The organism is Fructobacillus sp. ESL1117 (assembly GCF_058508565.1).
In genome coordinates this window covers 790,945-811,653 of sequence record NZ_CP196385.1, presented here as the reverse complement: position 1 = coordinate 811,653, position 20,709 = coordinate 790,945, and the positions used below count along the sequence as shown (strand labels likewise).

The window sequence follows — 20,709 nt, the reverse complement described above, 5'->3', positions numbered from 1 at the left end:
GGCTGATTTTACCGTTTAAGAGTGCTTGAGGGAAGCTAATAGTTGCTTCAAGATATTTTCATCTGAATAGGACAAAACGTTTTTAGCGTAAAGTTTTTGTCCATATTGAGCAAGCGCCACGAGAGCAATGAGTGAAATGGCCAATGATAGAAGAGCCTGCCACCAGCTGGCATATTGGTTGGCAAGCAAGCTTGGCATTGTTGATTGAGCCATGAAGGGGATATAGGCAAAAATACGAACGAGAATGTTATTGCCACCATTTGAAGCTGAAGCAAGGCCAACAATATAGGGAATCATGGCCAGGGTCGTGACGGGGACCATGGCTTGAGAAACTTGTGAATTATCATTGACTAATGAAGCTGCAATGGCTGCTAAAATCAGGTAAAGGCCAGTGGCAACGATGATGAAAATCAAGGAATAAATTAGAAAAGCTGGGGTCAAGGCAGTCAAGTAGGAAAGGGCCTGCTTGACCACTGCAATTTTTTGACCGAAAAGGTTGGTTCCTATTCCTAAGACCACGTAAGAAAGCAGTTGGGTAACCAGAAGACCAGTGATACCTAGCAGCTTACCGAAGTATTGTGCCCGAGAAGACGAGGCTGCTAATAGGGTTTCCATAATTCGTGACGATTTTTCATTGGCAATCTCATTACCAATTAAGGATGCATAGGTCGAAACAATGACTAAGACGATAATCGTTATAGCAACTGAAACAGCTGCTTTTGCAGCCTGGTTATTGTCGGCGTTTTCTTGACTAGCGTGACTTTGCACAGTTGTTTTCAGGCTAAACGGTGTCATCAATGCTGCGGTTTGTTTGGGGGTTAGACCATAATTTTCAGCCTGATTCATCAAAAAAATCTTGCTTAAGACCGCTTGTAATTGATCTTTATCAATTTTCGGTGCTTTTGGCTGCATCACTAATGTTCCTTGATCAGCGTTGAGAGTAAGGATGCCGTCAATGCTTTGCTTTTGTAAAGCCGACTGTGCAGAGTGGTCATCGGTAATTGATGAGACCTTGATATTGAGCTTGCTAGCTGTTTGGCTGATGGCCTCACGACTATTGGCCTGTCCAATAACAGCAATTTTGGCTGGTTGATCGTTTGAAAAGTAGCTAATTCCGTAGCCTAGAAGACCAGCAGCAGCAATTAAAAGGATAGGTGAGATAATTAACCACCAAAAAGATTTTTTCTTAAGGCGACTGAAGTAGGTGTGCTTGGCTACGAGAAAGGTTAGATTAGTCATTGGTGCTGACCTCCGTTTTAAAGATTTCGGCTAGAGTGGGTGGCTGTTGTGAGAAGGCGGGGATGTACCCATTACTGGTCACCGCCTCGAAGATGGAATGTCCAGCCGCTTCAGAGTCTAGCGTCAGCAGAAAGCCACCATCTTTAGCTTCGACATGGTTGACGCCGGTCATTGCTAAATAGTCTGATTTTGTTAAATGAGGCGCTTCAACATAAAGACGGGTTCGGCCAAAGGATTCACGAATTTCCTGAACAGGTCCTTGCAGGACGGTTCGACCCTTTTTAAGCATTAGGAGTTGGTCTGAAATTTGGCTAACATTATCCATATTGTGCGATGAGAAGATAATCATTGCGCCACGATCTTTGAGGCGCTGAATTTCGTCCATAAAAATGGCAGCATTGACAGGATCTAAGCCAGAGAAGGGTTCATCGAGAATCACAAAGTCCGGCTCGAAAATCAGAGCCATAATCATTTGGATTTTCTGGGCGTTTCCTTTTGATAGAGATTGGACTAAGTCCCCTGGTTTTCCAACGACTTGTAAGCGGTCTAGCCAGTCTTGGAGCGCTACTTTTGCCGCTTTTTTGTCCATACCATGTAATTGGGCAAGGTAGACGACCTGTTCTTCAATGGTCTGTTTTTGATAGAGCCCGCGTTCTTCGGGTAGAAAGCCAATTTTTCGACGTAAATTAGCATCGATTGGATGTTGATCCCAGGCAATCGTACCTTCGTCAGCCTGGATAAAGTCTAAAATCATCCGAAAAGTGGTGGTTTTGCCGGCACCATTTTGGCCAATCAAGCCGAGAACTTCACCTGGTTGAAGGGTGAAGGAAAGATTGGCAACGGCTTGGTGACTGCCGAATGCTTTTGATAAGTTGGAAATGGTAATCATGGTCTGCTCCTAACGTCTCTAATTTAATGGATGAATTGGGTTTAACTTAGGCTGTTCAACAAACGTGGACTAGTTATTTAATACCAAAAATTGATCTTCATCACTTGTTCGAATATTCTCATTATCTCATAGTTTTTCTTTGGGTTCGACAGTAATTGAAGAGAGTTCGGTGTTGATGAAAACGGCTCTTGGGTTGGTGGGTCAGTGTAAATTGGTTGTTAGCTGGTGTCTTTGAGCCTGACAGTCACAAATTTGTGATACAGGCTCTGGTCAAAGGGGTTAACAAGGTAACAATAACGTTTGTTATACCAATAATTTGCTAATAGCAAACAATGCTAAAAAAATAATTGACGGGTGGGCAATAATCTAGTAAACTATTTAAGTATTGTTGACTATGGCCCCATGGTCAAGTGGTTAAGACGTCGCGTTCTCAGCGCGGAATCGAGGGTTCGACTCCCTCTGGGGCTATTTTTGCCGATGCATTGCAAACAAGCAGTGCATCGGCTTTTTTGTTAGAAAAGGCTCTATATCAGTAGTTACATAAGATAAAAAAAGATAAAAAAAGATAAAAAACAAGTAAATAAATTTGCTAAAAATTTGCTAAATCATGGCAAAATTAGTCCTGTTTGCCCCAAATTTGCCCGAAAAAAATACCCCCCAAAGGGGGTAATCGAAGTTATAAATTGTTCAAATAATCAATTGATTTATCTCTTCTTGAGTTTTTAGTTCATGAATCATGTGGGCATATAATTCTATCGTGATTGTCGTATTCTCGTGTTCTAAGCGCTCAGAAATATAATTGATAACAACACTTTTAGATAGCAGCAAACTAACATGAGTGTAATGCCAGTTTTTTGCTATGGGTAGCTAACGTAATTGTTGGTTTCTTCAAGCTACTACTTAATAAGTAATCAATGGTCCTTGGGTTGTATATGATTAAATATTAATTATTTTAAAATGTGATTGTTAGAGCGTGTATATTTAACTGGAAAAAAAGTAGAGGGAAGGTGATGGACTTATGCAACTATAAGTATATCAGTAAGATATTTTAGTAATGCTGTTGATGTAAGAAAAATGCCAATTAATGGTTTAGCTCCCGCACTAATTACTCTTTTCGATGCTGTTCATGAAATTAAAAGATCGAAAATCCAAATGAAACGTTTCTATCTTGAGCTATTAAAGCAATTAAGAAAGATTATTTGATTGTTGATTTGGTGTTAGCAAACGGAAGTGATATTTATTAAAAGCAGTTAATCTACTTACTTTTAATAAATTAAATGTTGTACTTAATTTGGCATTGTATATTGGCATTTTTGATGGTGTTCTATAAATATATTTTAAAAAAGTCGATTAAGTGATCTGAAAGAGTGAAAGGTGCCAAGTTAATCATGATCGAGCAGTAAGACTAAATCATACAAGAATTGGCTTATAAATAAACTCGAGATAACTCCTATTGCTGATTGTGCTTTAAGGGACCATGCTTTGGAATACTTGGGTAGGTAATTTAGCACAACATGTTGTAAACGAAAAGGGCTCCCATCGGAAGCCCTTTGTCTCACTTTTTAAATTCTTTGGCTGCTTTTTTTAATGCGATTGGCACAATTAATTTTTGTAACCAATTTGGCTTCTTTGTCGATGCAAAATGAAGTCCATTGTTAAATTCAACCATTAAATGCCATTTATGTCCTTCTAAGATAGCATCCGGAGCTGACTGTGGCAGGAATACACCTAACTTGACATGTAAACCGTTCTGCTTTCCCTTGAATTGATGCATTCCGATAATCTTAGTATCTTGCATATTGTGGGCCAGGAGTGTTTTACCAAGCATAACCATGTCTGTATCAGCATCAGGGGTGATGGGTTTTGCCACACCTCGTCCAGGTACTAAGTGTAAGTAGGATGGATCTTTATACATACCAAATGTTTCGACAATTGTTTGTGTGCCCCCCTTACCAGCTTCAAAGTAGTAATGCTCAGGGTGAATTTTTGATGGCAAGTACAAATTGTTTTCCTTGGCCAGACTTTGATTAAAGAGGATGAATTGAATTAGTGAAATATTATCTGTTTCCACTTCCACAATGGCTTGTTTCATTGGCTTTTGGCCATCGGCTTCTGCAGCAATGTCTTCCCACATTTTATCGGCGCGGAGCAATTCGTCTTTGTAATAATCGAGCATTCCTTGCTTTCCAACTGCCTCTTTACTTTGGGCAAGAAGTTCTTTAGCTTCTTCCAAGGGAAGTTCAATGGCTTCTTCTGCGCTATATTGCTTGCCATCCATTTGAAGAGGAATACCCTTTTCACCAAACTCGTTAAAGACCTTTTCATAGCGGCTAAGTTCCATGTCATGAATTTGTTCTTGCGTAATCATTTCACCATCGATTTTAAATTGAATATTGAAATCTGCCATTTATTTTCCTCCAACTGTCTCGTTTGTATCTTTTAGTTATACCAAGTATACTTGGTGTCAGAAAAAAGAAAATACTTTTTAAGTAAGTTGCACAATTGGAGATTATCTGTGTCAGTAAAAAATAATATAAAGAGAACCAAACAGGTTGATCAATCAATTAATCTGCTGATTTTAGGATTGATAAGATTAATGAATACGAAGCCACTTGAAAAAATAACTATTAGCGAATTGACTAAGGAGGCGGGGTTATCAAGGCGGACTTTTTATCGTCACTTCCAAAGCATAGATGATATACTCACTTTAAAAGTCGAGCAGATCGTTGATAAACTCTATCAAAGAGCTGGATTGAAGGGACAGACGTTGGAGGAAGTTTTAAATGACGCTTATCATGTTTTGCTGTCAGATAAGGTCTTCTTGCAAAGTTTATTAGAAAATAATCATGAGTATTTGTTACAAAAAGTCATTTTACAGAAGCGTGAACAAAGTACGATGGATGTTCCTCATGATCAAATTCATAATTTAACGGCTTATTTTGGGTCCGGTGGTATCAGTTTCGTTATCATCTACTGGATTCATCAGGGGTTTAATCAAAAAATAGAAGAAGTTAAACAGGCCAACAGAGAGCTCGTAACGCATATTAAAAAATTAATGTAATGAATATGGATTCATTTAAAAACAAGATTCATAAAATAGGATAGCGCAGTAATTGTGTATTCTATAATAAAAAGCACCTTGGTAAACCATAAACTGTCCGGCAACCAGGGGGCTTATTTTATTAATATATAAGTCATTAATAGTGTATTGTCTCACTTGAAGAAGCCAAGGGATCAAGATCTTTGTCGCCAATGTGGTTATTATAGTCTTCCCCGTTATAGGTGAATCCTTGTGATTTGCTAGTTGGTTCTTTGGTGAAAATTTGGAAATATCCCATGCGTGCATACATTGCCACTACATTTTCTTTTTTACCATTGATAGTTAAGGTTGCTGGCCAGAATGTAGCACCGTCGGTGTAGTTTTCGTTCGGATCAATACTTCCGTTAGTAGTGGGCAAGGTTGTTTTTGTTTGACCATCATAATAAACGAGGCTGTTATTATTGGTATGTGACTGACTAAATGACGGTTGACTGCTTGAAACTGTTGAATTTGCTGACTCTTGTTGATTGGTTGACTTTGAAATGTGGCTCAAAATTACACTTGATGAGTTATCGCTATTTTTTCGTCCTTGTTATTATTAGCATTACCGACAAAGTAAAAGCTGACCACCAGAATGACGACAATGGCTAAAACAGAAGTGAATAACAGGCCTTGGCTGTTTTTATTTGATCCGTGTTTCATGGTTATATCTCCGTTAAATATATTTTTTGCTTGCAAGCCCTGGAGGAATTTGTTAATTGTTCGTATCCACCCAATTTTGGTGGTAATTGTGCACGTTTCTCTAAATCTATCAGTAGGTCGATAATAGGTTGTATGTTTGCTTTTATTTCGGGGTACGCGTTATGGCGAAGTGTTGCTTTTCTAGCCAAGTACTGAACCAAGCTAAGCTAAGATTGTCCCCCTTTTCTCAACTGTCTAATATTATTTTGCTTTGTTATTTATAAGAGTAATTCTAAATACTTTTATAATAAAAGTATCGACGAATTGTCTTAGCGGTTCAAGAGATAATTTTTCCTGTAGCAAAGTCCTTATTTTGAATTTACCAGCGTAGTTTTTGCCTTTATGCCCATTAGTCGACTATTGATAAAAGATTCCAGCGGAAAAGAATAGTACAACTGTTGTGTACTGCGTTTCAATAATTTTGTCATTGCCTTTTTCTAATTCCGTTAAAACTGAATTCAACTGACTGTTAAAATTTATTAGGGATTAGAAACTATTGGTGACGATTGTTTACCTCTAGCTGAGTTTTCCATTCTGATTTTGTTAGTGACCAAACGTTCTCATCGTGGTAACCATCGGATAATCGTTCTTGTTGACGTAACGTGCCATCGAGGGTGAAGCCAGCACGTTTGGCGGTGTTATTACTACGAGTGTTATCTACTGCCGCATGAATGGTCATTTTATGCAAATCATAATCTTCAAAGCCAATTGCACACATCCCTTGAATTGCTTTTTGCATAATGCCTTTTCCGGAAAAATTAGTGCCGAGCCAATAGCCAATTTCAGTATTCTGATTGAGCCAGCTAAAACGGTTGAAACTGATCATACCAGCAATTTCACCGTGATAAAGAATGACCAGATTGAGTGAAGCTTTTTCGACAAAGCGTTTCATAGTACTTTCCAAGAAGATTTGTTCATCCTGAGGAGATTTCATATTCTGAATCCAGGGGAGCCAAGGCTCAATTTCTTTTTGACTGGCGGTTAATAAATTAAATAGTGGTACTGCATCTTTTTCAGGGGTCGGCAGGGCCAGACTATCTTCCTGATCGATTCGATAAGTAAACATAACTTTCTCCCTAACATTTTCTAAATAGCATAACCTTAAATTAAACAAATTATTACGCACTTTAGGAGTGGGGTCAATAAGCTAATCATTGGATGGCTATATTTAATAAAAAATATATCGGGATGATCTGGGCTTTGAAAGTTGCATGAATTTTCAGGGGATATCTAATTATCAAATTTTACTGTTAATCCAAAGGATGAGCTAAATAGTTGAAAAACAAAAGAGATTTTTGCAGTAGTGGTTGCTTGAGTGGACATGATAACAAGTTCAGTGAATCATTCAGTTTTCGTATTTTCAATGAAATAAATTTAAAAAACTTGCTAAATGATAATTTATTGGTTACACTATGAATCTAGTCGATAAATCTTATTTATTGACGTAATCAGAAAAAGGCTTTAGCTTATGTATGATTTGTTGAATGGGATGTCTTTAGAGAACTCTAAAGGCACATTCAGAAATCATCTTTTTTTTTGCTTTCATTTTGATAAAAGCAACTAAGAGGTGAAACTTGTTCGGTTGATTCTTTTCTTGAAAGAAATTAGCTGTCGAATTCATTTGTTAAAGCGATACGAAAGTAAACAGGCCGCAAAAATTTATTTTCGAGTGATTACGTGAATACGAAGTGGAGTAGTTGGGCTGCTCTACTAATAAGATCTATTCAACAAATCATCACTATTAATGGCCGTTCTGATTACTGTTACTTGTATTCGGAAAGGAATTAGAAATGAGTAATTCAGAAAAAAGTAGTCCAAGGAAATGGTGGGCATTATTTGCACTATCCTTGGGCGTCTTTATGAGTTTGTTAGACGTAACAATTGTGAATGTTGCTTTGCCAATTATAGCTGAGGGCTTTAAGACCAACTTTAGCAATGTTCAATGGGTGATTAGTGCCTATACAATTTCGTATGCGGTGGTCATCTTGATTGTGGCAAAATTGGGTGATATGTATGGCCGTAAACGAATCTATTTAATTAGCATGCTGATTTTCGTTTTAGCTTCAACCATCAACGGTTTAGCACCGTCGTTGCTGATTTTAAATATTGGTCGGGTCATTCAAGCATTCGGTGGCGCCGGCTTAATGAGTTTAGCGCTGGCACTAGTCGCCTCTTTGTTTGATGGAAAAGAACGGGGAGTTGCCCTAGGTATTTTAGGTTCAGTGATGGGAATTTCAACTGTTTCTGGTCCTTTGATTGGTGGTATTTTATCAGAGTCATTTGGCTGGCCATCAATCTTTTATGTAAACATTCCAATTGGAATATTGGCAGGATTTTTAGTTTATTTCACAACAAAAGAAACGCCAAAGTATGGTGAAGGTCAGAAAATTGATTTCTGGGGGATGCTTTTATCTTCGGCAGCCATTTTTTCTGCGATTTATGGATTAATTCAAAAGGAAAATCATGCGCAATTATCATGGTTTAATCCTCAAATCGCATTCTGGTTAATTACAGCAATTCTACTGTTAGTGGCATTTATCGGTGTTGAATCGAGAATCGAAAAACCAATGATGGATTTATCCTTGTTCAGAAATAAAAATTTTGTTGGTTCGATTATTGTTGCCTTTGCCTTGGGATCTGGCGTTTATGCGATGCAAATTTTTATTACTTCGATGATGGAAAATGCGCTGTCTTACGCAGCCTTTGAAACTGGGTTACGTCAGGTACCAATGACCATTTGGAGTTTGATTTTAGGGCCAGTTGCCGGTTATTTAACCAATAAGTTTTCAAACCGCCGCACAATTGCGGTTAACTTATTAGTGGGCGCTGTCGGTCTATTACTCTTCGCTAATGCCATGACAACCCAGCTGTCTTATCAGGAACTAATTTTGCCACTAATTTTGCTCGGAGTATCAAATGGACTCGTCAATCCGTTGTTGAATAATGCAGCCTTGGCAGATGCAAAACCGGCTGAAATTGGAATGGTATCAGGCCTAGTCAATGTCTTTATGCAGTTAGGAACATCCTTTGGAGTCGTGATCTTAGGGCTGTCTCAAAGTAGGACATATGATACTCATCTGCAGACTTTCTTTCATTTTTTTGATACCCATTTACCAGGCATTGAAAAGATCAAAGATCAGTTATTAGCAGAAGGACCCTTTTCGAGTCATAGCATTATGTCACAGGATATTCAGGCACCAATGACAATGGTGAAAAGTCTTCAGCATGCTGCCTCAAAAGCCTTTTACGCAGGAATGAACAGCGTGATGTTGGTTTCGGCATTGATTTTAACAGTCGCTGCTGTTCTAGCCTTTTTCTTGCTAAAAGATGGTCAATCTGCTAAAAATTTAGAAAATAATTAATTGTGACTCAACTTGACTGAAACCCCTGAATGTTATCGACATTCAGAGGTTTTTCTTATTTTTTGTCAGGGTTTTCGTCTGATTTTTGGAAAAAATGTCTTCAAAACAACATTTTGTATGTAAACAAAGTAAAATAAATGATAAAATTGTATTTAAATATTATCAATAAGATTATTTAAAAGATAAGGAGAAATATATATATGGATACAATATATGATGGCAATGCAAGGATTAACAACGTGAATAAGCATGTTTTTGTTTGGGTTTGCAATTTTTTGGTTGGTACCTTTGGTGTTGATCGCTTTATTCGCGGACAAATCGGCTTAGGTTTGCTCAAGCTACTTGTTGGTTCATGGATTACCTTTGGAATTTGGCCTTTTGTTGACTTTGTGATTGCTCTGGTTAAAGCTTATGGTTCCAATAATCATAGCAATCAACTAACGTTTATTAATGGTCGTTATGCTAACTAGGGATTGCGACTAAGCATTAATGAACTAGTTTACTAATCAGTAATGTCCTAATTTGAATTCTAACATTGGTGTCAGTTAACAAATTTTTCCGGATAACAAATTGTTACCATTTATAAAACCCCACTGTTCAATCACGGTGGGGTTTATTTTTTATTTGATGTTGTGAAAGTGGACCTAAGCCAATACTGATTTGGTATTAGTAATCGTTCACCCAAGCAAGGCAATATAGCCGACCCCGACCATACTGAGGACCGCAATGATGCCAATCATAATGAACCAAGGACGCGTGTAGAGCGTGTCTCGGGGTTGTTGGTCTTCGTTTTCTTTGTTTTTCTTGTACATTAGGCGCTCTTCCTTTCCGAAAAAATTAGATTATTGGTATAAAATAATAGCGCGATAGCTGAGTGACCATGGTGAAATTGACACGATTTCATAACCTTGGTCTGTCAGATTGCTGATGGCTGTATTTAAATTTTTTTCAAAACCTTTAGCAGTATTAGCGATAATAACTTCTGTTTTCATTAATTCTCTCCGTTCTTTGGATAACAGGTACAAGTAACTGTCTTCCTTCATTGTAAGTAAAACGACGTATTTTTCAATGTTCGAGGTGATTCTTTTAATAAATTTAAAGGGATTCAGCTACGATTACGATAGTTGCCAATTCGGTGCTAAGAATCGAAACAGCTAGCTGGTATTGGATTTGTTCAGGTTGAAAATGGGATATGAATGACAAAGAAGATTAATTTCTTTGAGGAGATTTTAGCGTAGTAAACCTCAGCCCGCTATTTCGAAATTAGTTTCCGACAAAGTGAGATCCAGTCAGCTTAGTGGATGAACTTGTTTGTGGATGAGCCGTTTGATTTCTGTCAGTAAAGATAAGTTCGCTAAATTGTCATCAGAATGATAGACAAAAAAGCGACGAGAGAGTTAAACTAATGGGGTCAGTTACCAATTTTTCTTGCAAAGAAATGGTACAAATTTATTAGGTTCGATTGAACATCAGGTTGTTTAGTGTCCTGATTTTTAATTGTTTGGGAGAATCAGAATGTTTTTCTTGTTTTCAATGACGATTGTCGCCTTGCTGTTTTTGACTGCAATTGTGCGGGCATACCATTTAGCTCGCCGCCGTCGTATTGTTGGTGCAATGTTTCGGCATGGAGTTAATCAGGTTTTGGTCGACCAAAACCAGCAGAGTGACCATGACTTTGATTTTGACGTTCATACGCCAAAAGAGGCCCATGATTATCTCAAGCAGCAATTCCAAGATGAAAATGCCTTAAATCTCGGTGATGGTCTCTTTATTGATGTTAAGACAGAGTATTTGTTTTATGACTTGGGCCATGCTGATGCCGACGGCAACCTTTATTTCATTGAAAACTTTGATGAAATTGAATACTATGAAGTCGTAGCTGAGACTGAGGAGACTAAGACCATTGCTGCTAACTTTTTAGATTTTGATGATGGTGATTTTGTTCAGACGACTTTAAGCCGTCGGGAAAATCCGGTTATAGGGGCTAGTCCGGCTGACTACTTTGAAAAATTGTTGAAAAAATGCGTCAAGCAAAACCGGCAAACCTACCAGGATTATTTGGTTGGGCAAGAGCGCTAAAAGCGGATTATATTCTCACTTAATCTATTTGAGTTACACTAGAGTTACAATCATGATATTGAATGAGGTATAAAACGTGTTCTTATTATTTGGTTTAATTTTAGTAGTGTGGGGAGTTGTTTCATTATTCCGCTTCACTTTATCTGTATTTTCATACTTTTTAATTTTGATTGGCTTTTTGTTAATCATTGGTTTCTTTCTCCACCACTGGATCTTTTCGTTGATTCTTGCAGCCATTATCGTTTACATTGTCCGCAGTGGGAAACGTCGGGTTGTTGTTGAAGAACAAGCGGATACAGCCTTTGGCCGTCGCGATATTAGCGATGAGGCAGAACAAAGTGATTCAAAATAATTTTCAATCAATAAAGACGACCGAGAGGTCGTCTTTTTATTAGCTACTAATTTTTTATCAATATTTTCCTTTTTTTCTCAACTGGTCTATAATCAAGATTGCTTATTATAGTTGAAAAGAGGACGAATTAATGAAAATTGGTATTACAGCAGATGCGAATATGCAGCAAACGGCCCCAAGTCGATTGAAGCTAGCTAACTACGTTCAAAAGAGTCTAGTAGATGTTTTGGTTAAAAATGACGTGGTGCCAGTGATTTTACCAATTGTTAAGTCAGCAATGGTAGCAGAGATGGTGCGCATGGTGGATGCCATTATTATTCCAGGTGGACCGGATGTTTCACCACATCTTTACGGTGAAGACCCACACCAACAAATTGGCGTAACTTATGTGCCACGCGATGACTTTGAAAAAGCAGTCATTGAAGAAAGCGTGCGGCAGAACAAACCCGTTTTGGGAATTTGCCGTGGTATTCAAATTATTAATGTGGCCTTTGGTGGCACGCTATATCAGGATTTGCCTTCACAATATGAACAGGAAGCGATTCGTCACGAACAGGTGCCCGATTCGGCTTTTCCAACCCATTTCGTCAATGTGGAAGAGAAAAGCTTCCTGGCCAAGTCTCAGGGAGCGCACCCGTTCGTGAACTCCAAGCACCATCAAGCAGTGAAAAAGATTGCCGATGGTTTCAAGGTCACGGCACGGGCCAAGGATGGGGTCATTGAGGCGATTGAAAATCCTGATTTGGCCGTTTACGGCGTTCAGTGGCATCCGGAAACTTTCTGGTCTGACCATGAAAAGCAGGAGAAGCTTTTCCAAGATTTTTTTGCCTTGGTAGCTGAAAAAAGCCCTAATGAACTAAATAGTGAACGGAATTGATTGTTAATAAGAATTGCAATAAACCCTTAATTTTACACTACTGAAACCCGGGTATTTATGCCAAATGGGAATAAATTTTGCAAACTGAATTGCTTATAATGGTGGCAAGCGAAAGCCAAATTTAATAGCAATGAGGTGATTAGAATGCAAAAATATTTATGGCCGGTGACAAAGGGCGGACTCATTTTTATGGGACTGCTGTTGATAGATTTCTTTGTCGCCATGTTTAATATTTCCCAGAGCGGGGTGACAGAAACGGCACTCGGAATTCGGATTGAGACCGAACGTGATGCTCGCTCAATGAGCAATTTTGTGACGGGTACCTGGGAGATGCTGGTATACTTTACCGTCTTTATGCTTTGCTGGTTGGCTTATTTTTATTTCAAAAATCAGACCCAAAGCAAACATTCTGCTGCCAAATAAAATCATCAAAAAACCGACTTTTTAGCCGGTTTTTTTTATGAGCGAATGCTGATTTTTATTTGATTTGATAAAGACACCAGACCATCTCGGGGTGGTATTCCTTGATGATGGTCAATGAATCGTGGGGGAGGAAGGATTGCTGACTGAAAATGGCGTATTGATAGTGGCCTTTCTCGAAGGCCTTTTGTGCCAGGGGCTTGCTGGGGACGAAGTCGATGGTTAGATTTTGGTGGCTATCAACCATGTATTGCTGAATTAACTCCGCTGTTGCTGGATGGAGGATGGCTTTTTTATTCTTGATTGTTTGGTTTTCCGTTAATAACATCGGCATGGTTGGTAAGAAAAAGGTCGTTTGAATCGTGAGATGATCGAGATAGCGGTAGTTATTTCTGGTCCAACTGTCGCCATTGTCTGATTGGTAGGCAGTTGGCACCAAAAAATAATCACCGATAAAATCAGTCAGGTGCTGGTAGACGTTCTCAAAGTTTTCATGCAGGGTGATTGTGAGAGCTCGATAGTCAGGATCCTCATCTTGCAGGTGCTTGGCGGCTTGATAGCTGTCGGTTGTTTTTGGTCCTAGAGTATGAATGGTAGCCATCGTCAATCCTCCTAAATGTTAACGTTGATTGAATGAATAATTTCTTTTGCGATATCAGCCGGTTGTTTGCCATCAACGGTAATAATTTCACTGGCAATTTTTTCGTACACTGGCTGGCGAGTCTGCTTGAGCGCTAGCAGACCGTCCATCCCCAGTTGCTGAAAGAGTGGCCGACTAGTAACCCCATCGGCCAAGAGCCGACTAGCAATGGTCTGGTCACTGGCATCCAAGAAAATGACGGGGCCAGGCTGATTTTTCAGTAGGCCTTGGTTGCTGACTTGAACGGGGGTGCCGCCACCAGTTGACAGGATGCCTTCTAGGCTCAGTGCCTCGGTTAAGACACTCTGCTCGAGCTGACGAAAGCGAGCCTCACCAAATTGTTCAAAGTAGGCGGGGATAGTTAGGCCCGCAGTCTGTTCAATGAGGGTATCAAGATCATTTTGCGGTAGGTTCAACTGGTGGCTAAGCTCTTTGGCAACAGTAGTTTTACCGGAACCCATAAAACCTATTAAGGTAATTCTCATCGCTTGTCCTCCAATCGTCGTCGAGCCGTGTTGGCGGCCTGGAGTTGGTCATGAATACTGTCCTGGTCATCAACCGAGATGGCGGTTCGTAACCGGGTTAGTTGCTTTTGAAATTGATCGATCTGTGCTAATAAATCAGCCCGCTCGCTCGTAAAAATAGCGGTCCACATGTCAGGGTCTGCCTTGGCAATTCGTGTGGTATCAAGCAGACCGCCGGAGGGAATACCAGGATCGATAGCCATGTCGTCCACCTCCGGAATGATTGTGTTGGTTAGTGCAAAGGCAACCATGTGGGGCAAGTGACTGGTAGCTGAGACTAGTTGATCGTGCTGCTCAGCAGTTAAAGCACTAAAGTGCAACTGAGCTGGAACCAAGAGTGCTTGATAGGCCTTGATAGTCGTGGGACTGGCATTGCCATTCACTAAGAAAAAACTGTGGTTGGCCAAAAGGTCCAGCCGGCTATTTTGGCTTCCCGTTAGGTGGGATCCGGCCATCGGGTGGCCACCTAGGAATTGGACACCGCGGTCCATTAAGGGTTCAGCGGCCCTTAGAATAGTTTCCTTGCTACTACCAACGTCGGTCACGAGAACACCTGACTTTAAGTCCAGCTGAGCTAACTGGTGGAGGCTTTCACAGATACCAGAAACGGGGGTGGCAAGAATGATTAAATCAGCCTGGCTGGCTCCCGTTGCAAAGTCAACGGTTTGGTCGACAACCCCAGCAGCTACCATTGTGGTCACATTCTCTTGTTTAGAATCAAAAGCAGTTATGGTTGTGGTCGGGCTAGCGGCTTTGATGATTCTGGCCATCGTGGCCCCAATTAACCCTAACCCGTTGATAAAGACGGATTTCAATTTAATCAACTCCTTAATCGTTGTAAGTCAGCTAGAAAGCTGGGGTAAGAAATATTGACGGCATCAAAGTCACGAATTGTCACTGGCTTAGAAAGGAGGAGAGAGGCGATTTTCAGGGTCATTGCAATGCGGTGGTCATGGTGGCTATCCAAATCCGTACTGTGTAACTGCCAATTTTGCCGCCCGTCAATCACGAAACCATCGGGTAATTCCTCAATGGCAATGCCAAGCTTACGAAATTCTTCTGCAACGACGGCTAGCCGATCAGACTCCTTAAAGCGTAATTCTTCTGCGCCAGTTATGCGACTGATGCCATCCGCTCGAGCAGCTAAGAGGGCTAATAGGGGGACTTCATCAACAAGAGCGGGAATTTCTTCAGCACCGATTGTAAAGGGCTGTAGTTTTGAGGCGGTGACGGTAATATCGGCAGCAGGTTCGGTTTCATTGTTTGCCTGAGTCCGTTCTTGAATGGTTAGTTGTGCACCCATTTTCTTTAGAACTGAAAGGATGCCGGTGCGCGTTTGATTAATACCAACATTTTCAATCGTGATAGCAGAGCCGGGCACAATTGCACCCGCAACCAACCAGAAGGCGGCGGAAGAAATGTCACCGGGAACGGTGACGTGTTGGGCGGTCAGAGGATGGCCAGGGTGAATGATAATTTGGTGACCATGCCGGTCAATACTGGCTGGGCTAAAGGTCGCTAGCATTCGTTCAGTATGGTCTCTGGAGGCCGTTGGTTCCTCGATGACGGTCTCGCCCGTTGCCTGCAGAGCAGCGAGGATGATGGCACTTTTGACCTGGGCACTGGCAACCGGCAGGCGGTAATTAAACCCGTGGAGGGGGCGACCGAAGACCATTAATGGTAGGTGGTTTTCAGTGCTGGTAAAATTAGCTCCCATTTGACTGAGTGGGTCGGTGACCCGGGCCATTGGTCTTTTGGAAAGTGAGGCATCCCCGACCAATGTGGAAGCAAAATCTTGGCCGGCCAAAAGACCAGTGATTAACCGCGTTGACGTACCGGAATTCCCCATGTCAAGGGGTTGGCTGCTTTGTGTCAGTCCCTTTAAGCCAACACCTTTGACCAGTACTTGGCTTTTTTGTTCATCAATTTTGACCCCCAAGTCCTTGAAAGCCTGCATCGTGGAGAGGCAGTCAGCTGATTTCAAAAAATTATCAATCGTTGTGACGCCCGTGCTAATTGCCGCAAAAATAATGCTGCGGTGGGAGATACTCTTGTCACCAGGAACAGTGATGCGTCCTGTTAATTTTGTTCGATCTTGTTCTGCCATGGTTTATCCTTAGAAATTCTTGAGTTCGAGACGGTAGTCCGCAATTTGCTTTTGTAAGCGGGTGAGGTTGCTACCGTCAAAAGTATCGGTAATCGCCTTAGCCAATTCAATGGCAATCACACTTTCAATCACAATTGAAGCGGGCACAATCGCAGTGGTATCGGAGCGTTCCACTGTAGCCTTTTTAACTTCCTTGCTATTGATGTCGGCACTTTGTAATGGCTTGTAAAGAGTTGGGATGGGCTTCATGGCTGCCTTAACAATGATTGGCATGCCGTTGGTCATCCCGCCTTCAAAGCCACCCAGGTGGTCTGAATTACGGGAAAATCCATGACCCTCTTGCCAATCAATCTCATCCATGACCTGGCTGCCACGGTGTTCAGCGTTTTCAAAACCGTCGCCAATTTCAACGCCTTTCATCGCATTGACACCCATGACCGCCGCCGCCAGCTTGGCATCTAATTTTGTATCCCAGGAAACGTAGGAACCTAAGCCGGCAGGGACGTTTTCAGCAACTACACGAATCACCCCACCCAAAGTGTCGCCATTACGCTTAGCTGCATCAATTAAATCGTGAATTGCTGTCACCTGGGTCTCTTCAGTGAGGCGCAAGTCGTTTTGGGTAATCAACCGTTCGATTTGATCAACGTCTGTGGGTTGGCTGCCTTCGGCATGGATGCCTCCAATGGCTTCAACGTAGCCAACCAATTTGATGTCGAGGGCTTGTAAGACCTGCTTGCAGATATTACCAATAGCGACCCGCATCGCTGTTTCGCGGGCGGAGGACCGTTCTAACACATTGCGCATGTCACGATGACCGTATTTCATGCCGCCAACTAAATCAGCATGGCCAGGGCGGGGCCGACTAACTGCACGCAAAGTATTTTCTGGTGTCTCAGTTGAGGTGGGATTCATGATTTCGGACCATTGCTTGTGGTCACGGTTTTTAACCGTTAAGGCAATTGGGGAACCAAGTGTTAGGCCGTGGCGAACGCCACCAGTGATAATGATTTGATCGTGTTCGATCTTTTGCCGGTTGCCCCGGCCGTAACCACCCTGACGGGCTGCCAAGGCGGCATTAATTTCATCAATATCAAGGTGGAGACCAGCGGGGATGCCCGTGAGGATTCCTGAAAGTTCCGGTCCGTGTGATTCACCAGCAGTTAAGTAAGTCAGCATAATGTTTTTTCCTTTTCTATCCTATGGTTGAAATGGTTTTCAATGATAACGGCTATCATCGTCACGTTTTTTGTCAAATTGACCTTTTTTATTTGAGTGAAGCTTGGTACTTGCGTGAATTATCCATGATTGTTTGGATGATATCTTGATTGTAAGTGACTAATTTTTTATTTTTAGTTTTTCTGGCAACGTGAGCGAGGACTTGCCGCTCACGGTCGAGATCTTTAATGGCAATTTGCCCGGATTGCTTAAATTGATGGACGTCATCGACAGCCGCAAAGCGCTGTTCGAGGAGGTCAATGATTTGCGTGTCGATACGATTAATTTCTGCCCTTGCATCAGCCAAAGAGGTGATAGCTGGTTTTTCTTTGGGGAGGACCCAGTACATCATCAAGGCGACGACCAAACCGACCAGGGCCACGAGAATGTCGCCGGCCATCAAATTCAAATGTTGGTTTTTAACAATCAGGCCAGTCATGATTGGCACTGAGAAGGAGGCCAAGGAACCAAAAATAAAGAAGAGACCGGTTAACATGCCCTTGTGCTTTGGGTAGATGGACAAGAGGGTGTTTAAGGCGATTTGCATCAAGCCACCCGCCGCGCTCAAACCAAAGAGAAAAGCTGCGACGGCTGAAAGCGTTTCGTTGGTGCTCAAGGTAATGGTGGTGATGGACAGGAATGAGATAGCGTTTAGTGTTAGGAACAGTTCTTTTTTAATGGTTAAACGCTGTAGTAATATCACGACAATGATGACGCCACTGATGGAGCCTAGGCTGTACAGGGAAAGGAGGAAGTGCGCCATGGCAGCCGTAAAATTAATTTTCTTAGCGAAAATGGTAATCCATTGGGTAAACCAAATCATGACGGCCATCGATGTGTAACCATAGATGAAGAGCCCAGCGGTCAAGGCTGATTTCTTAGCAAAGCCGAGCTGGAGACCGGATGTTTCTGTAACAGCGGCTGTTTTCTTGGCAGCCTGAACATTGATCGTCAAAATATTGACAAGGTTCACCAGCAAAATGCCTGCTGGAACCAAAAATGAAAGGCCGAACCACAGTTTTTGCTCGGTTAAGAAGAGCACAAGCATTGGCAAGATAAATTCGCCAATTGAAATGAAAGCCTTCAAGAAGACGCTATTACTAGTGCCATTTTGGTTAATTTCAGTTAAAAGCGGGTAAGTTGCTGAGTCGAGGGCTGAGTTGGCCACACCGGCCAAGATGGCGAGGCTGTAAGCTAAGGCAAGTGATTGGTTCAGTGGCGTAGCCACGAAGAAAATTAGGTAAGTAATCATCCCAATTAAGAGGGTTGTCTTGCGGCCAAAGCGGTCGGAAATAAAGCCCATAATCAAGTAAGCAAGCAGGCGACCTATCCCTATTCCAGAAAGGATAAAGGAGGCCACCGGTAAAGTGGCTTGCCAGTGCTGAGCCAGGGTGACCAGATTTTGGGTCAGAATAATCATGCCAAAGCCATGAACTAAGTAATTGGTGAAAAGCCCGGATTTGAGACGAAAGCGGGAAGTTTGCATAATGATTTCTCCTTAGAGTAGTTGAAAGATTTGCCGGATTTGAGCGATGGTTAGTTGGCCGGGCGCTGACTCTGCTGTTTCGTCCAGGCTAGCGAAAGTAATTGCCGACCCGCTGAGTTGACCCGCGATGCGACTGATTTTTCCAAGGTACCCCATGGCCATGGTGATGATTGGAATCGTCAAACTTTCCTGGGCGGTTTGGCTAGCAGTTAAGAGACGGAAAACATCGGCCTTGGTTTTGGGCATAACGGCAATCTTGGCCATGTCTGCCTTCAAATTAGCCATTTTTTCAAATTGCTTTTGTAGAAAGGTCGTGGTTGGGGTTGATTGGAAGTTATGGTAGCTGGCGATAACCAGTTGATTGCGATCGTGGCTAGCCTGGATGGCTTTCTCAACCAAATTTAGGTCGTGGTCAACCTCGACATCGATGAGATCAAAATCACTTTGAGCTAGGTTGGCTAAAAGGTCGCCGTAATCTGCTTCTTCAAGGGGCATGGCGCCACCTTCGCCCTGTGTTCGAAAGGTAGCGATAATGGGCAGATCACCTAAACCAACCGTTAAAGCAGCTCGAATATCTTTGAGGTCCTTTAACTCTGGGGTATGGTCAAGGTGGTCAATTCGCCATTCAACTAAATCAGGCTGGCTTTCCCTGATCGCTGGCAGTTGCTCTTTCAAATCGGCTAGGTTGGTTGCGACGATTGGGAGGGCGATGGCACTTTGGTCGTTTTCGCCGATGATGGTATTGTGACAAGTAAGTGTTTTCATTGTTGGTCCTTTTGCTCAATTGCTGTTTGGACGAGGTCGATTGGCATGTTTTGGCCGGTCCAAAGTCGAAAAGCGGCAGCGCCTTGTTCAATCATCATACCCAAGCCATTGTAAACATGGGCAACGCCGGCATTCTTGGCGATGGTCATGAGCTTGGTTTCTCTTGGGGCATAAACTGTGTCGTAAACGACCAAGTCTTTTTTGAACCAGGTCGGGTCTGTGACGAGGCTTTGGTCTTCCAATGGCTCCATGCCAACGCCGGTCGCATCACAAAAGATGTCGGCCCAAGCGAGGGCTTCTTGCAAAGCGCCTTGATCAGCCAGGTCTGTTATGCTTGCCTGACAATTCGTTTTTTGATTGATGATGTCGACGGTTTCTTGTGCGTGGCCGAACCGCCCGTCGTGACGGTTAAAGATTCTGATTTCACTGAGGCCATCGAGGGCCGACTGGGTCGCAATCGGGGTTCCAGCACCACCGGCACCAATCAAGACCATCTTTTTTCCGGCGACTTCATGGCCTTTTTTCTTTAAATCAGTGACGAAGCCAACGCCGTCGGTGGTGTAACCGGTTAAGATTCCGTGATCGTTGACCACAGTGTTGACGGCCTGGTTTAGCTCAGCTGAGATATCGAGCTTGTCTAAGTAGGGGATGATCGCCTGTTTATTGGGCATTGAAACGTTAGACCCCCGCATCTCGAGGGTGCGGATAGCAGCGACACCATCCTTGAGTTTTTCCTCTGGTACATCAAAAGCCAGGTAAACAAAGTTTAGGTTCAAAGCCTCGAAGGCGGTGTTATGCATGGTTGGTGACATAGAATGGCGGATGGGGTAGGCCATCAAGCCAATTAAGTAGGTGTGTCCATCAATTCTTGTCATATGATTCTTCCTTTCTGATTGAAATAAAAAAGCCGGCTAGGTAAAGACCTAGTCGGCTGATTGCTCACAGTGAGAAAGAAAAAATTCCATCATGG

General features: G+C 42.1%; 23 protein-coding genes and 1 tRNA gene. 8 read left to right on the top strand and 16 right to left on the bottom strand.

Translation table 11 applies throughout. The features are described 5' to 3' along the window. Positions 1–15: 15 nt before the first annotated feature. Positions 16–1,239 (bottom strand): ABC transporter permease, encoded by a 1,224-nt coding sequence (locus ACSYSH_RS03465; protein WP_252773545.1) that lies wholly within the window; start codon positions 1,237–1,239, stop codon positions 16–18. Further along, positions 1,232–2,128 carry an ABC transporter ATP-binding protein gene (locus tag ACSYSH_RS03460; RefSeq protein WP_489816018.1) on the bottom strand — a complete coding sequence of 299 codons (897 nt, stop codon included), beginning with the start codon at positions 2,126–2,128 and terminating at the stop codon, positions 1,232–1,234. Before ACSYSH_RS03460 ends, ACSYSH_RS03465 begins: the two co-directional genes overlap by 8 nt. A gap of 396 nt (positions 2,129–2,524) precedes the next feature. Between ACSYSH_RS03460 and ACSYSH_RS03455 the strand changes: the two genes are divergently transcribed. Beyond that, positions 2,525–2,596, top strand: a tRNA-Glu gene (locus ACSYSH_RS03455). Between the two features lie 1,087 nt (positions 2,597–3,683). Here ACSYSH_RS03455 and ACSYSH_RS03450 read toward each other — a convergent pair. Continuing rightward, entirely contained in the window at positions 3,684–4,535 is an 852-nt protein-coding gene (locus tag ACSYSH_RS03450) for a hypothetical protein (RefSeq protein WP_252773547.1), read from the bottom strand. 108 nt (positions 4,536–4,643) lie between these two features. On the opposite strand from ACSYSH_RS03450, the gene ACSYSH_RS03445 reads away from it, so the two are divergent. Then, positions 4,644–5,189 (top strand): TetR/AcrR family transcriptional regulator, encoded by a 546-nt coding sequence (locus ACSYSH_RS03445; protein ID WP_491702371.1) that lies wholly within the window; start codon positions 4,644–4,646, stop codon positions 5,187–5,189. A gap of 136 nt (positions 5,190–5,325) precedes the next feature. Here the strand turns inward: ACSYSH_RS03445 and ACSYSH_RS03440 are convergent, their stop codons facing one another. From ACSYSH_RS03440 to ACSYSH_RS03430, 3 genes are all read right to left on the bottom strand, one after another. Beyond that, complete coding sequence (locus tag ACSYSH_RS03440; protein ID WP_491702372.1) at positions 5,326–5,721, bottom strand: hypothetical protein; 396 nt, start codon at positions 5,719–5,721, stop codon at positions 5,326–5,328. A gap of 2 nt (positions 5,722–5,723) precedes the next feature. Beyond that, positions 5,724–5,870 carry a hypothetical protein gene (locus tag ACSYSH_RS03435; protein ID WP_491702373.1) on the bottom strand — a complete coding sequence of 49 codons (147 nt, stop codon included), beginning with the start codon at positions 5,868–5,870 and terminating at the stop codon, positions 5,724–5,726. A 532-nt stretch (positions 5,871–6,402) separates the two neighbouring features. Further along, positions 6,403–6,975: a GNAT family N-acetyltransferase gene (locus ACSYSH_RS03430; protein WP_491702374.1), complete on the bottom strand. Its 573-nt coding sequence runs from the start codon at positions 6,973–6,975 to the stop codon at positions 6,403–6,405. Positions 6,976–7,699: 724 nt separating this feature from the next. Between ACSYSH_RS03430 and ACSYSH_RS03425 the strand changes: the two genes are divergently transcribed. Both ACSYSH_RS03425 and ACSYSH_RS03420 read left to right on the top strand, forming a co-directional pair. Further along, a complete protein-coding gene (locus ACSYSH_RS03425) occupies positions 7,700–9,271 on the top strand; it encodes an MFS transporter (protein ID WP_491702375.1) in 1,572 nt (523 codons plus the stop codon). Positions 9,272–9,471: 200 nt separating this feature from the next. Continuing rightward, entirely contained in the window at positions 9,472–9,741 is a 270-nt protein-coding gene (locus ACSYSH_RS03420) for an NINE protein (RefSeq protein WP_252773553.1), read from the top strand. A gap of 207 nt (positions 9,742–9,948) precedes the next feature. Here the strand turns inward: ACSYSH_RS03420 and ACSYSH_RS03415 are convergent, their stop codons facing one another. After that, complete coding sequence (locus ACSYSH_RS03415; RefSeq protein ID WP_491702376.1) at positions 9,949–10,083, bottom strand: hypothetical protein; 135 nt, start codon at positions 10,081–10,083, stop codon at positions 9,949–9,951. Positions 10,084–10,113: 30 nt separating this feature from the next. Further along, positions 10,114–10,263 carry a hypothetical protein gene (locus ACSYSH_RS03410; RefSeq protein ID WP_252773554.1) on the bottom strand — a complete coding sequence of 50 codons (150 nt, stop codon included), beginning with the start codon at positions 10,261–10,263 and terminating at the stop codon, positions 10,114–10,116. Positions 10,264–10,786: 523 nt separating this feature from the next. Between ACSYSH_RS03410 and ACSYSH_RS03405 the strand changes: the two genes are divergently transcribed. The 4 genes from ACSYSH_RS03405 (at position 10,787) to ACSYSH_RS03390 (ending at position 13,002) form a co-directional block, all read left to right on the top strand. After that, positions 10,787–11,350, top strand: coding sequence for a hypothetical protein (locus ACSYSH_RS03405; RefSeq protein WP_489815956.1), 564 nt, complete (start codon positions 10,787–10,789; stop codon positions 11,348–11,350). Between the two features lie 76 nt (positions 11,351–11,426). Further along, on the top strand, positions 11,427–11,702 hold the full coding sequence (locus ACSYSH_RS03400) for a hypothetical protein (protein ID WP_491702377.1): 276 nt from the start codon (positions 11,427–11,429) through the stop codon (positions 11,700–11,702). A gap of 130 nt (positions 11,703–11,832) precedes the next feature. Beyond that, positions 11,833–12,579 (top strand): gamma-glutamyl-gamma-aminobutyrate hydrolase family protein, encoded by a 747-nt coding sequence (locus tag ACSYSH_RS03395; protein WP_489815954.1) that lies wholly within the window; start codon positions 11,833–11,835, stop codon positions 12,577–12,579. Between the two features lie 144 nt (positions 12,580–12,723). Continuing rightward, the gene (locus ACSYSH_RS03390; protein WP_252773558.1) at positions 12,724–13,002 is read left to right on the top strand and encodes a hypothetical protein; all 279 of its coding nucleotides are present in this window, start codon (positions 12,724–12,726) and stop codon (positions 13,000–13,002) included. Positions 13,003–13,057: 55 nt separating this feature from the next. Here ACSYSH_RS03390 and ACSYSH_RS03385 read toward each other — a convergent pair whose 3' ends face one another. The 8 genes from ACSYSH_RS03385 to aroE all read right to left on the bottom strand — a co-directional run bounded on the left by ACSYSH_RS03385 (position 13,058) and on the right by aroE (position 20,614). Beyond that, positions 13,058–13,600 (bottom strand): hypothetical protein, encoded by a 543-nt coding sequence (locus ACSYSH_RS03385; RefSeq protein WP_491702378.1) that lies wholly within the window; start codon positions 13,598–13,600, stop codon positions 13,058–13,060. 11 nt (positions 13,601–13,611) lie between these two features. After that, entirely contained in the window at positions 13,612–14,124 is a 513-nt protein-coding gene (locus ACSYSH_RS03380; RefSeq protein ID WP_252773560.1) for a shikimate kinase, read from the bottom strand. Continuing rightward, complete coding sequence (locus tag ACSYSH_RS03375; RefSeq protein ID WP_491706138.1) at positions 14,121–14,978, bottom strand: prephenate dehydrogenase; 858 nt, start codon at positions 14,976–14,978, stop codon at positions 14,121–14,123. The genes ACSYSH_RS03380 and ACSYSH_RS03375 overlap by 4 nt, the downstream gene beginning before the upstream one ends. A 5-nt stretch (positions 14,979–14,983) precedes the next feature. Further along, positions 14,984–16,270: a 3-phosphoshikimate 1-carboxyvinyltransferase gene (gene aroA, locus ACSYSH_RS03370; protein ID WP_252773562.1), complete on the bottom strand. Its 1,287-nt coding sequence runs from the start codon at positions 16,268–16,270 to the stop codon at positions 14,984–14,986. Positions 16,271–16,279: 9 nt separating this feature from the next. Continuing rightward, the gene (aroC, locus tag ACSYSH_RS03365) at positions 16,280–17,449 is read right to left on the bottom strand and encodes a chorismate synthase (protein ID WP_491702380.1); all 1,170 of its coding nucleotides are present in this window, start codon (positions 17,447–17,449) and stop codon (positions 16,280–16,282) included. A gap of 88 nt (positions 17,450–17,537) precedes the next feature. Continuing rightward, a complete protein-coding gene (locus tag ACSYSH_RS03360; RefSeq protein WP_491702381.1) occupies positions 17,538–18,974 on the bottom strand; it encodes an MFS transporter in 1,437 nt (478 codons plus the stop codon). Between the two features lie 12 nt (positions 18,975–18,986). Beyond that, complete coding sequence (aroD, locus tag ACSYSH_RS03355; protein ID WP_491702382.1) at positions 18,987–19,739, bottom strand: type I 3-dehydroquinate dehydratase; 753 nt, start codon at positions 19,737–19,739, stop codon at positions 18,987–18,989. Continuing rightward, a complete protein-coding gene (gene aroE / locus ACSYSH_RS03350) occupies positions 19,736–20,614 on the bottom strand; it encodes a shikimate dehydrogenase (RefSeq protein WP_491702383.1) in 879 nt (292 codons plus the stop codon). The genes aroD and aroE overlap by 4 nt, the downstream gene beginning before the upstream one ends. Positions 20,615–20,709 lie beyond the last annotated feature (95 nt).

Coding starts and splice junctions, on each gene's coding strand:
- aroE (WP_491702383.1), bottom strand. CDS start 20,614: ATGACAAGAATTGATGGACACACCTACTTAATTGGCTTGATGGCCTAC.
- ACSYSH_RS03460 (WP_489816018.1), bottom strand. CDS start 2,128: ATGATTACCATTTCCAACTTATCAAAAGCATTCGGCAGTCACCAAGCC.
- ACSYSH_RS03360 (WP_491702381.1), bottom strand. CDS start 18,974: ATGCAAACTTCCCGCTTTCGTCTCAAATCCGGGCTTTTCACCAATTAC.
- ACSYSH_RS03415 (WP_491702376.1), bottom strand. CDS start 10,083: ATGTACAAGAAAAACAAAGAAAACGAAGACCAACAACCCCGAGACACG.
- ACSYSH_RS03425 (WP_491702375.1), top strand. CDS start 7,700: ATGAGTAATTCAGAAAAAAGTAGTCCAAGGAAATGGTGGGCATTATTT.
- aroD (WP_491702382.1), bottom strand. CDS start 19,739: ATGAAAACACTTACTTGTCACAATACCATCATCGGCGAAAACGACCAA.
- ACSYSH_RS03390 (WP_252773558.1), top strand. CDS start 12,724: ATGCAAAAATATTTATGGCCGGTGACAAAGGGCGGACTCATTTTTATG.
- ACSYSH_RS03465 (WP_252773545.1), bottom strand. CDS start 1,239: ATGACTAATCTAACCTTTCTCGTAGCCAAGCACACCTACTTCAGTCGC.
- ACSYSH_RS03420 (WP_252773553.1), top strand. CDS start 9,472: ATGGATACAATATATGATGGCAATGCAAGGATTAACAACGTGAATAAG.
- ACSYSH_RS03430 (WP_491702374.1), bottom strand. CDS start 6,975: ATGTTTACTTATCGAATCGATCAGGAAGATAGTCTGGCCCTGCCGACC.
- ACSYSH_RS03410 (WP_252773554.1), bottom strand. CDS start 10,263: ATGAAAACAGAAGTTATTATCGCTAATACTGCTAAAGGTTTTGAAAAA.
- aroA (WP_252773562.1), bottom strand. CDS start 16,270: ATGGCAGAACAAGATCGAACAAAATTAACAGGACGCATCACTGTTCCT.
- ACSYSH_RS03405 (WP_489815956.1), top strand. CDS start 10,787: ATGTTTTTCTTGTTTTCAATGACGATTGTCGCCTTGCTGTTTTTGACT.
- aroC (WP_491702380.1), bottom strand. CDS start 17,449: ATGCTGACTTACTTAACTGCTGGTGAATCACACGGACCGGAACTTTCA.
- ACSYSH_RS03435 (WP_491702373.1), bottom strand. CDS start 5,870: ATGAAACACGGATCAAATAAAAACAGCCAAGGCCTGTTATTCACTTCT.
- ACSYSH_RS03380 (WP_252773560.1), bottom strand. CDS start 14,124: ATGAGAATTACCTTAATAGGTTTTATGGGTTCCGGTAAAACTACTGTT.
- ACSYSH_RS03395 (WP_489815954.1), top strand. CDS start 11,833: ATGAAAATTGGTATTACAGCAGATGCGAATATGCAGCAAACGGCCCCA.
- ACSYSH_RS03385 (WP_491702378.1), bottom strand. CDS start 13,600: ATGGCTACCATTCATACTCTAGGACCAAAAACAACCGACAGCTATCAA.
- ACSYSH_RS03450 (WP_252773547.1), bottom strand. CDS start 4,535: ATGGCAGATTTCAATATTCAATTTAAAATCGATGGTGAAATGATTACG.